Annotated in this window: 8 protein-coding genes; 3 read left to right on the top strand and 5 right to left on the bottom strand. The window is 71.3% G+C overall.

The annotated features are described in order from the left end of the window. Positions 1–4,905 (top strand): GH36-type glycosyl hydrolase domain-containing protein (locus CKO43_RS22665; protein ID WP_276570319.1); only part of this gene is annotated, 4,905 nt, incomplete at its 5' end. Between the two features lie 27 nt (positions 4,906–4,932). Next, positions 4,933–5,214, top strand: a complete 282-nt coding sequence (locus tag CKO43_RS22660; protein ID WP_346728375.1) for a GGDEF domain-containing protein — start codon at positions 4,933–4,935, stop codon at positions 5,212–5,214. On the opposite strand, the gene CKO43_RS22655 is transcribed toward CKO43_RS22660, so the two are convergent. From CKO43_RS22655 to CKO43_RS22635, 5 genes are all read right to left on the bottom strand, one after another. Then, positions 5,207–6,346, bottom strand: coding sequence for a GGDEF domain-containing protein (locus tag CKO43_RS22655; protein ID WP_200380060.1), 1,140 nt, complete (start codon positions 6,344–6,346; stop codon positions 5,207–5,209). The two genes, CKO43_RS22660 and CKO43_RS22655, sit on opposite strands and share 8 nt — an antisense overlap. 24 nt (positions 6,347–6,370) lie before the next feature. After that, on the bottom strand, positions 6,371–7,864 hold the full coding sequence (locus CKO43_RS22650) for an ATPase domain-containing protein (protein ID WP_200380059.1): 1,494 nt from the start codon (positions 7,862–7,864) through the stop codon (positions 6,371–6,373). Beyond that, positions 7,861–8,289 (bottom strand): hypothetical protein, encoded by a 429-nt coding sequence (locus tag CKO43_RS22645; protein ID WP_200380058.1) that lies wholly within the window; start codon positions 8,287–8,289, stop codon positions 7,861–7,863. Before CKO43_RS22645 ends, CKO43_RS22650 begins: the two co-directional genes overlap by 4 nt. Positions 8,290–8,628: 339 nt before the next feature. Further along, positions 8,629–9,168, bottom strand: a complete 540-nt coding sequence (locus CKO43_RS22640; RefSeq protein ID WP_200380057.1) for an outer membrane beta-barrel protein — start codon at positions 9,166–9,168, stop codon at positions 8,629–8,631. Between the two features lie 134 nt (positions 9,169–9,302). After that, positions 9,303–11,864, bottom strand: a complete 2,562-nt coding sequence (locus CKO43_RS22635; RefSeq protein ID WP_200380056.1) for an ATP-binding protein — start codon at positions 11,862–11,864, stop codon at positions 9,303–9,305. Positions 11,865–11,878: 14 nt separating this feature from the next. Between CKO43_RS22635 and CKO43_RS22630 the strand changes: the two genes are divergently transcribed. After that, the gene (locus tag CKO43_RS22630; protein WP_200380055.1) at positions 11,879–12,640 is read left to right on the top strand and encodes a response regulator; all 762 of its coding nucleotides are present in this window, start codon (positions 11,879–11,881) and stop codon (positions 12,638–12,640) included. Positions 12,641–12,835 lie beyond the last annotated feature (195 nt).

The following is a 12,835-nucleotide window of genomic DNA, read 5'->3' as shown; positions in this document are numbered from 1 at the left end:
GCGCGGGCGCTGCAGCGCCAGTGCGCCGCGGCACTGGCCGAGGTCGACACCCTGGCCACCCTGGGCAGCGGCGCGGGATGGGACCTGGCGGCGATGGCCTTGCGCCGCACCGCCGCACAGCAGCTGGCGCGACGCGCCGAGTCGATGGCGGCGATGGACTTCCGCTTTCTCTACGACGAGGAGCGCGATCTGCTGACGATCGGCTTCAACGTCGACGACCGGCGGCGCGACGTCGGCCACTACGACCTGCTGGCGTCGGAGGCGCGCCTGGGCACCTTCGTCGCGATCGCCGCCGGCGAGCTGCCGCAGCGCGCCTGGTTTGCGCTCGGGCGCCAGGTCTCGACGCTGGGCGGGCGCAGCGTGCTGCTGTCGTGGAGCGGCTCGATGTTCGAGTACCTGATGCCGATGCTCGTGATGCCGAACTACGACGAGACGCTGCTCGGCCAGACGATGCGGGGTGCGGTCGAGCGCCAGATCCGCCACGGCCGCCTGCGCGGCGTGCCCTGGGGCATCTCCGAGTCGGGCTACAACACCACCGACGCGCAGCTGAACTACCAGTACCGCGCGTTCGGCGTCCCCGGGCTCGGGCTGCGTCGCGGGCTGGATGCCGACCTCGTCGTCGCGCCGTACGCGAGCGTGATGGCGGTGATGGTCGAGCCGCGTGCGGCGCTGCAGAACATCCGCCGGCTGGCCGCCGAGGGGCTGGCCGGCGCCTTCGGGCTGCACGAGGCGGTCGACTACACGCCGTCGCGGCTGCCGCCGGGCGAGCGCCGTGCGATCGTTCGCTCGTACATGGCGCACCACCAGGGGATGTCGCTGCTGGCGCTGGCGTACGTGCTGCTGGACCAGCCGATGCAGCGGCGCTTCGAATCCGACCCGTCGCTGCAGGCGACGCTGCTGCTGCTGCAGGAACGCGTGCCGCGCACCGGGCCGACGGTGCCGCCGGTGGCCGAGCCACCGCAGGCGCGCGCCGGCGAGCCCGAGGGGCAGCTGCCGGCACGCGTCTTCACGACGGTGCAGACGCCGCACCCCGAGGTGCAGCTGCTGTCCAACGGCCGCTACCACGTGATGCTGACCCACGCCGGCAGCGGCTACAGCCGCTGGAACGGCACCGCGCTGACGCGCTGGCGCGAGGACGGCACGGCCGACGCCTGGGGCAGCTTCTGCTACCTGCGCGACACCGAGACCGGCATCGTCTGGTCGGCGACGCCGCAGCCGACACGCTGGACCCCTGAGCGCTTTGAGGCCGTCTTCACCGAGGGCCGCGCCGAGTTCCGGCGCCGCGACCAGGGCATAGACGTCTATACCGAGGTCGTCGTCTCGCCGGAGGACGACTTCGAGCTGCGCCGGATGCGCCTGACCAACCGCAGCCGCAGCCGTCGCTCGATCGAGCTGACGACCTACAGCGAGGTCGTGCTGGCGCCGCCTGCGGCCGATGCCGCGCACCCGGCCTTCGGCAAGCTCTTCGTGCAGACCGAGTTGCTCGAGCACCCGCCGGCGATCGTCTGCACGCGTCGGCCGCGCTCGGCCGAGGAACGGCCGCCGTCGATGTTCCACCTCGTGACGGTGCACGGCACCCAGGCCGGCGAGGTGTCGCACGAAACCGACCGCGCGCGTTTCATCGGCCGCGGCCGCAGCTTGCAGGCGCCGGCTGCGCTGCAGGCGAGCGGGCCGCTGTCGGGCACTGCCGGTGCGGTGCTCGACCCGGTCGTCGCGACGCGCCGCGTCGTCACGCTGGAGCCGGGCCAGACCGTGGTCGTCGACATCGTCTACGGCGCCGCAGACAGCCGCGAGGCCTGCGTCGCACTGGCACTGAAGGCGGCGGACCGGCGGCTGGCCGACCGCGCCTTCGAGCTGGCCTGGACCCACAGCCAGGTGCTGCTGCGCCAGATCAACACCAGCGAGGCCTCGGCGCAGACCTATGCCCGGCTGGCCAACGCGGTGGTGTTCTCGCAGCCGACCTGGCGGCCCGGGGGCGCCACGCTGCTGCAGAACCGGCGCGGCCAGGCGGGGCTCTGGGGCTACGCGATCTCCGGCGACCTGCCGATCGTGCTGCTGCAGATCGGCGACGCGGCGAACCTGGACCTGGTGCGCCGCCTCATCCAGGCGCACGCCTGGTGGCGGCTGAAGGGGCTGGCGGTCGACCTCGTCGTCTGGAACGAGGAGCGCGACGTCTACCGCCAGCAGCTGCACGATCAGATCGTCAGCCTGATCGCCAGCAGCATCGAGTCGCACATCGTCGAGCGCCCGGGCGGCATCTTCGTGCGCCATGCCGAGCAGATCGCCGTCGAGGACCGCGTGCTGCTGCAGGCGGTCGCACGCGCGGTGATCAGCGACCGCCGCGGCTCGCTCGAGCAGCAGCTGGTGGCGCCGCGCACCCGCGCGCACTTCCCGCCGCCGCTGGCGGCGACGCGGCCGGTCGACCGGCCGTCGGCGGCGACGGTGGCGGCCGAACTGGTCGAGGCCTGTGCCGGGCTCGTGCAGTTCAACGGCAGCGGCGGTTTTTCGCCCGACGGCCGCGAGTACGTCGTCGTCACCTGCGGCCAGCGCCGGCCACCGGCGCCGTGGGTCAACGTCATCGCCAACCCGCGCTTCGGCACCGTCGTCTCGGAGGCCGGCGGCGCCTACACCTGGTGCGAGAACGCCCATGAGCTGCGGCTGACGCCGTGGCACAACGACCCGGTCACGGACCCGTCGGGCGAGGCGTTCTACCTGCGCGACGAGGAGAGCGGGCAGGTCTGGTCGCCGCTGTCCGAGCCGGCGCCGGCCATCGGCGGTGAGGCCCCCGACGCGCCGCCGTACCGCGCGCGCCACGGCTTCGGCTACAGCGCGTTCGAGCACCGGCGGGCCGGTGTGCACAGCACGCTGACGGTCTTCGTCGCGCCGGACGACGCGCTCAAGTTCTCGCGCATCGTGCTGCGCAACGAGGGCAACCGCACGCGCCGGCTGTCGGTCACCGGCTACGTCGAATGGGTGCTGGGCGACCAGCGCGAGAAGACCGCGCCGCACGTCGCGACCGAGGTCTCGGCCGAACACGGCGCGCTGTACGCACGCAACCGCTACGGCAACGACTTCGGCGACTGGGTCGGTTTTCTCGACGTCGACCCGGCCGAGCGTGTCGGCGGCTCGGTCACCGGCGACCGGGCCGAGTTCATCGGCCGCAACCATTCGCTGCGGCGCCCGGCGGCCCTGCGCCGGACGACGCTGTCGGGCCGCAGCGGCGCGGGTCTCGATCCCTGCGGCGCGATCCAGGTCATCGTGGAGCTGGCGCCGGGGCAGGTGCGGGAGGTCGTGTTCCGGCTCGGCATGGGCCGCAGCACCGACGAGGCCGACCGGCTGGTGCTGGCCAACCGCGGCAATGCCCGCGCTGCCGCGGTGTTCGACGCGGTGCGTGCGCACTGGAACGAGCTGCTCGGCGCGGTGCAGTTGCACACGCCGTCACCGACGCTGGACCTGCTGGCCAACGGCTGGCTGATGTACCAGACGGTCGCGTGCCGGCTGTGGGCGCGCAGCGGCTACTACCAGTCCGGCGGCGCCTTCGGCTTCCGCGACCAGCTGCAGGACGCGATGGCGACGGTGCACGCGCGGCCTGAACTGCTGCGCGAGCAGCTGCTGCGCTGCGCCGGCCGCCAGTTCGCCGAGGGCGACGTTCAGCACTGGTGGCACCCGCCAGCCGGCCGCGGCGTGCGCACGCGGATCTCGGACGACTACCTCTGGCTGCCGCTGGCGCTGGCCCGCTACGTCGGCGCGACGCACGACAGCGGCGTGCTGGAAGAGGAGGTCGGTTTCCTCGACGCGCCGCCGGTGCTGCCGCCGGACGAATCGCGTTACGACCTCCCGGGGCGTGCGGCGGGCACCGCCAGCGTCTACGAGCACGCGCGCCGCGCCGTCGAACACGGGCTGTCGTTCGGGGAGCACGGGCTGCCGCTGATGGGTGCCGGCGACTGGAACGACGGCATGAACCGCGTCGGCGAACACGGCCGGGGCGAGAGCGTCTGGCTCGGCTTCTTCCTCTGCGAGGTGCTGCGCGCCTTCGCCCCGCTGGCGCGGCGCTGCGGCGACACCGCCTTCGCCGCGCGCTGCGAGGCCGAACGCGACGCGCTCGCGGTGCGGCTGGAGGACGCCGGCTGGGACGGCGGCTGGTACCGGCGCGCCTATTTCGACGACGGCACGCCGCTCGGGACGCACGACGCCGTCGAGTGCCGGATCGACTCGATCTCGCAGAGCTGGGCAGTGCTGTCGGGCGTCGCCACGCCGGCGCGTGCACGCCAGGCGATGGACGCCGTGCAGACGCACCTGGTGCACGCCGACACCGGCATCGTGCAGCTGCTGGAGCCGCCCTTCGACCGGCGCGGGCCCAACCCGGGCTACATCGCCGGCTACCTGCCGGGCGTGCGCGAGAACGGTGGCCAGTACACGCACGGCGCGATCTGGGTCGCGATGGCCTGGGCCGCACTCGGCGAGGCCGAGCGTGCCTGGGCGATCGTCGAGCTCATCAACCCGCTGCACCACGGCGGCGACGCCGAGCAGGTCGGCGTCTACAAGGTCGAGCCCTATGTCATGGCCGCCGACGTCTACAGCATCGCGCCGCACGGCGGCCGTGGCGGGTGGACCTGGTACACCGGGTCGGCCGGCTGGATGTACCGGCTCATCGTCGAGTCGATTCTCGGGCTGACGCTGCAGGTGGACGAGCGCGGCGCGCATCTGGACCTGCGCCCGTGCATCCCGGCGTCCTGGCCCGGCTTCACGCTCGACTACCGGCGCCACGAGACGCGCTACCGGATCGCCGTGACGCGCGGCAGCCAGCAGGGCCTGGCGCTCGACGGGCAGCCCCTGCCGGGCATCTCGCTGCCCTTGGTCGACGATGGCCAGTTGCACGAGGCGGTGCTGACGCTCGGACCGTGAGCCGCGTGCTTCGGACGCTCCGACTTCGTGCTGCAGCACGAGCTGCACAGCGGGCGCTGCGGCGCCGCCTTCATGCGCGACGCAACCCTTAGGCGCGACCACGAGCGCCAGCTCGCCGCGGCCGCCTCGACCGACGCGCTCACGGGTCTGTACACCCGCCGGGCCTTCGAGGACCAGGCCACGCAGGCACTGACCCGCGCTCGCCGTTCGGGACACGGCTTGGGGCTGCTGTTCCTCGACCGGCATCGCAAGCGCACCGGATGCTCCTTGCAAAGCCAGGGCCTCTCGCACGACCACGAGTTCACATGAGGTCGCGGTCTTGCTGCTCGAGCAACTCCCTGACCATGCGCTCCAGTCGTTGCGCCTGTTCCTCGACGATGCGCTGGACGCGCGGCAGCAGTGCCGCCTCGGCGCCAGCAATGCCCAGCGACGACGCTGCCAGGCGAATCGGCGCAAACGGGTCGCTCAGTTCGTTCGCGACCATGACCAGAAGCTCCGACTGCCTGCGCCGGGCTTCCCGCGCTGCCGCCAGCAGTTCCTGAGCGCCCAGCGCAGCCAGAATCAGGTTTTCGTTGGCATCGCGAAGTTCCTGGTGGCGCGCCTCCTGCTCGACCAGGGTCGTGTGCCGGGCGCCGGGGTGCTGGCGCGACGGGGAACGGTCGACGGTCTGCGCCCTAAGCTCCCCTGATGCGTCGCGAGGAAGTGCCGCTTCTTCCCTGCAGTTCCGCTTTTCTGCGTACATGGCCGCGTCGGCGAACGCGAGCAATGCCCTGGCGTCCTCGCCGTTTTCCGGATAGACGCTGATGCCGATGCTCACCTTGAGCGGCAACTGCCGGTTTTCCAACCGGCTGCAGCGAGCCAAGGCAGCGTTCACCTTCGCCGCGACGGCTTGGGCATCTCCGGCATTCTTGACTTCCGCCAGCAGCACCACGAACTCGTCACCACCCTGTCGGCTGACGGTATCGTTCTCGCGTACCACCGAGGACAAGCAGTTGGCGACCAACTTCAGCGCCTCGTCTCCCGCCGCATGGCCCAGGGTGTCGTTGATCTGCTTGAATGAGTCCACGTCCAGGAACAGGACGGCGACACGTCTGGCATGGCGTTTTGCCATGGAGACGGCCAGTTCCAGATGGTCGAGCAGGACGGCCCGATTGGGCAATCCGGTGAGTGCATCCAGCCCGGCCGCTCGAGCCGCCTCGTCGAGCGCCCCGTGGGCCGATTCCGCCTCCAGCTGCGCATCCAATGCGCTGACGATCAGCTGCTCGTTGGCTTCCTGCAGAAGGTTCGCCTGAGCACGATCCAGTCGTGCCTCGGTCACGACCACTTCCTGGAGCAGTCCCACCAGCACCGCACGCATCGCAGCCACTTGCCGATTCAGCTTCGAGAGGCGGGCGTCTCCCTCGGATGCCGTACTGGCCGGCCGGTCCGATGCATCGCTCATGCCGAGGTCGCGCGCTGGCGGAGATCAACCATCGGGCTTCACCGGACCCGTCACGGGCGCCTGTTCAGCGGGTTTGCGTGTGGGCCGGCCGCCGAGCAGGCCTTCCTGGTCGATGATCGTGCGGCCGATCTGGATGCCGTCGGAGTCGATGCTGAACTCGCGCAACTGATCGGAATGTGCACTGGCTCGAACCTTGACGACCGCCATCACGCGCCGCAGGCGACTGTCGACCTCGATGTACCGCTGAACGATGATCGCGTCGGTCATGAATGCGGTGCCGTAGGGGCTGAAACGAAGGTCGGTGTAGCGATCCTCGAGTTCCGATGTCATCAGCACGGTCACGCCGACCCCGGCGAGCGACGTGACGAGGTTCGAAAGGGATTCTCGGAAGTCCTCGCGGAAGGTCGGCGCCAGAGCGAGTTCGAAACCCGATAGCGAATCGATGACGACTCGCGTCGCACCCAGCCGGCGAATTTCGCGCATCAACAGGTAGACGACCTCGTCGATCGACAGATCGGCGACGCGGCTCTCGACCAGGCCCACCTTTCCGCTCGCGATGAGTTCGGCGACGATGCGGCTGCGCGAGCGATTCGGATGCTGCTCGAAGGCTGCGATGACACTGGTCTCGCCGCCTCTTGCGCCCTCGGCGAGGAAGGCCGCGGCCAATATGCTCTTGCCCGATCCCGACGGGCCGGCGACGAGCAACGAATAGCCCCTCGGCAGTCCGCCGCCAAGCATGTCATCGAGCCCGGCAACACCCATCAGCGCGCGGGAGTCCGATAGGGCTGCCCGTTCGCTGGTGCTGCTCAGATGCGCCACGCTGGGCGGCGGGAAGACCTCGATGCCGGAGCCGCCGATGCGAAATGTGTGCAGGCCGGGCCGCGTCGGCTGGCCCCGGCACTTCAGAATCTCCAGCTTCCGGACCATCGAGTTGCGCTGCACGCTCTGCTGCAGCGAGATCAAGCCGTCGCAAACGGTGAAGACCGGATTGGCATCGGCCTGGGTGAAGCACTCGCCGACCAGGAATGTGGTGGCTTCCCAACTCGTCATCAACATGCCCAGTTGCTGGACGAACTGCTGCAGGCTGTTGCTCGGCTTGCCGTCGCCTTCGCTGGCGAGCGCGACGGAGCGGAACGAGTCGACGACGACGATCGCCGGGCCATGCGCTGTCACTTCGTCGACGATACGTTTGAGCACCCGGTCCAGGTCACCGGACATGGCGTCATCGGACAGGTTGACGAAACGAACCGAGCGACCGAGAGCATCGGAGTTGAAGAAATCGAACTGCTGCTGGTAGCGCAACATCTTCAGCGGCGGCTCGCCCAGGACCGTGAAATAGATGGCTGGCCGCTCAGGTGTCGCCAATGAAAACATGATCTGATGGGCCAGCGTCGTCTTGCCACACCCGGGCGGCCCCGCGATCAGGTTGAACGAAAACTCCGGCAACCCACCGCCCAGAATCTCGTCCAGGCCCGGCACCCCGGTGCTTAGGCGCTTGATGACTACTTTGGTCTTCATGGCTTGGTGTCCCCGACGGACCGACCGCTGATAGGAGTTGGCCAGACGGGGAGAAGCAGTCGCTCGGTGAGCGATTCGCCGATCAGGGTGGCCAGCAGATGCCGCAAGCGAGTCAACAACTGGGCCCCGGCGGCGGCGACTTCCGCGGGAGTTCGGTTCTCCAGAGAACCAGTCAGCGCAGCAAAATCGACTGCGAACCCGGAAGCGTCAGCCGATTGCGGCAGCCACGGGTACAGCGCTCTGGACAGATGCAAGCTGCGCTTGTAAAGCGCCACCATTCCCCGTTGGCCGATGATCGGAACCAGTGCCCGTTCGACATCCTGCAGGGTCGTCACGACCCGCGTCGCGATCTCTTCGGAAGACGCGCCGGTCGACACGCCGCCATCCAGAAAGCTCGCAATGCTGTCGCGTTCTTGACTGTGCATCGATGCGCTCCGATAGCAGGGCAGTCGTTCGACTCATCTACGCGTCGCGCAAGCGAGCCGCGCCGAGGGTTTCGCGTGTGCGTGACGGCGGGTGTCTTTGAAGGCCCTTCGTCAACGCCTCTGAGATTGAACTTACGCGACGGGTGCCGTCGGGTCCGTGCGGCAACGAACACACGGCGAGCCGCACCCGGGCTGACGCCGCACCGCAGCGCCGACGCGCGGCCCACTGCTTTTGCGCCATGCAGCCACGGATCAGCAGCCGCGCAGCTGATGCGGCCCCTCTCGGGGCCTTCTGCTTGTTTGTGGCGCCGATTCCGGCGCCAGGCCCGCCGGGGTGCCTCAGAACGCGAAGTTCGCGCCAAAGGTCGTCTGGCCGACGTAGGGCTTGGCATCGAACGCGTTCGTGAAGCGGTAGCGCTCGTAGCCGACACGCAGCGCGGTCGTCTTGTTCAGGTCGTACTGCAGGCCGGCGCCGACCTTCAGCGCCGAGCTGTCGTCGCTGCCGTCGGAGGTCTTCAGGTGCGCCTGGGCGACGCCCAGGCTGCCCAGCACCGACCACTTCGGCGCGAACTCGTAGCTGGCGACGCCGTCCAGGAAGATGCCCTGCGCCTTGGCGGTGCCGCCGGTGCCGTCGGCGTGCGAACGGCCGAGGTTGAAGTAGCCGCTCTCGAGCGCGAGGTTGGGCGACAGCTTGTAGCCGCCGTAGAGCTTCAGGCCGGGGCCGGAACCGCCGTCGCCGCCGCCGAAGCCGTTGATCTGGCTGCTGTAGTTCGGCGCGCTCAGGGCGCCGCCGACGTACAGGCCTTCGGCGTTCGCGGCACCGGCGATGCCCGCGAGCAGGCTCAGGGCGACGAGGGGCTTGGCGAAACGAGTGGACATGGTGGATACCTTCTTCGGTTACCCGCACCGGAAATCGATGCGTTGACCACACTGTGCGAGCCGGCCCGCACCCGGCGATTGCGGCCCGCGGCGCCCGCGTTACGGCTGTAGCCCGGGCTGCAACCCGGCTGTGTTCAGCCGCGCAGCGCGCGTGCCACCGCCTGCGCCAGCTCGTCGCGCGTCAGCGGCTTGGCCAGCGTCACGCTGATGCCGGCCCGCGCCGCCCGCTGCTCGAACTGCGGGCCGCCCCAGCCGCTGACCAGCACCACCGGCAGCTCCGGCCGGATCGTGTGCACGGCCTCGGCCAGCGCGGTGCCGCTCAGCCCGGGCATGACCTCGTCGGTCAGCAGCAGCGCGAAGCGTTCGGGTTCGGCCTGGAAGCGGCGCAGCGCCTCGGCGCTGGAGTCGACGCCGAAGGGCTCGTAACCCAGCCCCGCCAGCAGTTCCGTGGCCAGCTCGACGAGCGCCGGCTCGTCGTCGACGACGAGCAGCGCCTCGCCGTCGCCCAGCGGCACCACGCCCGCGTGGGCGCCGGCCGGGTCTTCGGCCACGGCCTCGTCGGACCAGGGCAGGTAGAGCTCGAAGCGTGTGCCTTCGCCGCAGCGCGTTTGCAGGTCGATCGCACCGCCCAGGTCGACGACGACACCGTGCACCACCGCCAGCCCGAGGCCGGTGCCGCGGTGCGTGCCGCCGGTCGCGTCGGCGCTGCGGGTGGTGAAGAAGGGCTCGAACAGGTGCGGCAGCACCTGCTCGGCGATGCCGGTGCCCTGGTCCTGGACGACCAGGCAGGCGTAGGCGCCGGGCGCGAGCCGGCCTTCGAACAACTGGCGCTCGTGCGCGAGTTCGACCCGGCTCAGCTCGACGCTCAGCGTGCCGCCCTGCGGCATCGCCTGCAGGCCGTTGGTGCAAAGGTTCATCACCGCCTCGAAGACCGCGGTGGCGTCGCCGCGCACCACCGCGTCGGGGGCTTGCAGCCGGCTCGCCAGCGTCGTGCCGGCCGGCAGCGACGAGGCCAGCAGCTTCAGCACCTCGTCGACCAGCGGCTGCAGCCGCAGCGGCTGGTGGGCACGCGGCGCGCCGCGGCTGAAGGCCAGGATGCGCTCGACCAGCGCCTTGCCGCGCTGCCCCGCCAGCAGCACCTGGTCGAGCTGACACTGCGCCGCCGAGCCCGGCGCCGCGCCGTCGCGGGCCAGTTCGCCGTAGCCGATCACCGCGGCCAGGATGTTGTTGAAGTCGTGCGCCACGCCGCCGGCGAGTGCGCCCAGCGCTTCCATGCGGCGCGCGCGCCCCAGCTGCTCCTCCAGCCGCTGGCGCTCCTCGCGCGCACGCAGTTCCTCGCTGACGTCGGTCGCCGTGCCGCTCAGCATCGGGCCGTCGGGGCCGGTCGTCGACAGCCCGCGCGTGCGCACGTGGCGCCAGCCGCCGTCCGGGGTCCGGACACGAAAGACGCGGTCGAACGGGCCTGAAAGCCCCTGCACGTGGTCCAGGAAGGCGCTGCGCAGCGGTTCGATGTCGTCGGGATGCAGCAGCGCCGTCGCGCCCGTTTCGTCGCCGATCTCGGCGTCGCGCGCCAGGCCCAGCAGCTCCTTCATGCGCGGCGACAGATAAGCCTGGCCGGTCGCCGGGTTCCACTCCCAGGCGCCTTCCTGCGCCGCCTGGAAGGCGCGCAGCATGCGCGCCTGCCCGGCCGCCAGCGCGGCTTCCGAGGCGATGCGCCGCGCCTGCTCGCGCGCGTTGCGCAGCCCCATCAGCAGCGTCACCAGCAGCGCCGAGCCGGCAAAGCCGCCCACCAGCCAGGCCTGGCGAGTCCACGGTGCGAGCGCCGCAGCGCGGTTGCGCGACACCACCAGCAGCAGCGGCGCACGCGCCAGTGCCCGTGCCGACACCAGCCGCACTTCGCCGCCGGGCAGGCGGACCTCGCGTGCCTGGCCACGCTGCGGGTCGTTCCACAGGCCGTGCGCGGCGTCGTCCTGCGCCCAGGCCCGGGTGTTGTCGCCCGGGCCGTCGGCGACCAGCCCGAGGTCGCGCCGGTAGATCGCCATGCGCGTGTCGGCCGACGGCGACAGCGTCGTGAAGGCGCGGTCCAGGAAGTCGGGGTCGGCTTCGAGCATCACCACGCCGCGGAACCGGCCGTCGGCGTCGCGCCAGTCCATCGCGACGCTGACGGCGGCCGGGTCCTCGGCGCGCGCGACGTAGGGCAGGCTCAGGTGCAGCGCGCCGGGTGTGCCGTCGCGCGCGGCGACGAAGAAGTCGCGTCCGGCGAGCGGCGCGCGCGCCCCGTGGGTGCCGCGCGACGAGGCGACCGGCCGGCCGTCGGCGTCGGCGACGCCGAGCGCGAGGAACTGCGGCAGCCCGGCGATGTGCGCGCGCAGCAGCGCGTCGGCGCCAGGCGCGCCGGGCTGCAGCAGGCCGCGCGCGAGTTCGTCGCGTGTCGTGCCCAGTGCCGCGGCGGCGGCTTCCAGCGTGGCGTCGGCCTGGGCCGCCATCGCGCCGGCGAGCGCGCCGATGTCGCGCTGCTCGGCTTCGAGCACCTGCCGGCGCGTCGACCAGAGCTGGCCGACGACCGCCAGCACCACCACCAGCTCGATCGCCAGCAGCAGGCGCACCGAGCGGCTGCGCGCCAGCGCGCCCCAGGCGCCGGCCAGCCCCGGCGAGCCCGCGGGCGGAGGCGCTACAGTGGCAGCCGGTTGTTGCACCACGCAAGTCTGTCATGCCTGTCGACGTTCCCGGTTCGCCGCTGCCCCTGCCGCATGTGCTGGCCGTCGACGACGACCCCGCCATCCGCGAGCTGCTGCAGGAGTACCTGGGCGCCAACGAGCTGCGCGTGACCGCGGTCGAGAGCGGCGCGCGGATGATGGCGGTCTTCGACAGCCAGGCGATCGACCTGGTCGTGCTCGACCTGCGCCTGCCCGGCGAGGACGGCATGCAGCTGGTGCGCCGCCTGCGCGAGCGCGCCGCCGTGCCCATCGTGCTGCTGACCGGCAAGGCCGAGGAGGCCGATCGCGTGATGGGGCTGGAGCTGGGCGCCGACGACTACGTCACCAAGCCCTTCAGCCCGCGCGAACTGCTGGCGCGCATCCGCGCCCAGCTGCGCCGCAGTGCGCTGGCGGCGCAGGCTGCGGCCGAGGCGCCGGCGCGCGAGGAGCGGCGCCGCGCCTTCCGCTTCGCCGGCTGGGAGCTGAACCTGCGCACGCGCCGGCTGCTGGCGCCCGACGGCACGCAGACCGAACTCAGCAACCACGAGTTCAACCTGCTGGTCGCGTTCTGCGGCGCGCCGCAGCGGGTGCTGAGCCGCGACCAGCTGCTCGGCCTGTCGCGCCTGAACGGCGCCGAGGTCTACGACCGCACGGTCGACGTGCAGGTGCTGCGCCTGCGCCGCAAGCTCGAGGCCGACCCCTTCCACCCGGCGCTGATCGTCACCGAGCGTGGCGCCGGCTACCGCTTCGACACGCCCGTCGAGACCCTGGTCTGACATCAGTCCGGCGCCGGCGGCTGGCGCCACAGCCGCATCAGCAGCCAGGCGAAGAGGCCGCCCGATCCCACCGCCAGCAGCAGGTCCAGCAGCACCCCGTCGTCGGCGCCGGACTGATGTCAGACCAGGGTCTCGACGGGCGTGTCGAAGCGGTAGCCGGCGCCACGCTCGGTGACGATCAGCGCCGGGTGGAAG

The organism is Rubrivivax gelatinosus, assembly GCF_016583785.1.
In the GTDB taxonomy this organism is placed as follows: Bacteria; Pseudomonadota; Gammaproteobacteria; order Burkholderiales; family Burkholderiaceae_C; genus Rubrivivax; species Rubrivivax gelatinosus_B.
Note: the sequence above shows the minus strand (reverse complement) of the source record. Positions and strands in the feature narration are given on the sequence as shown.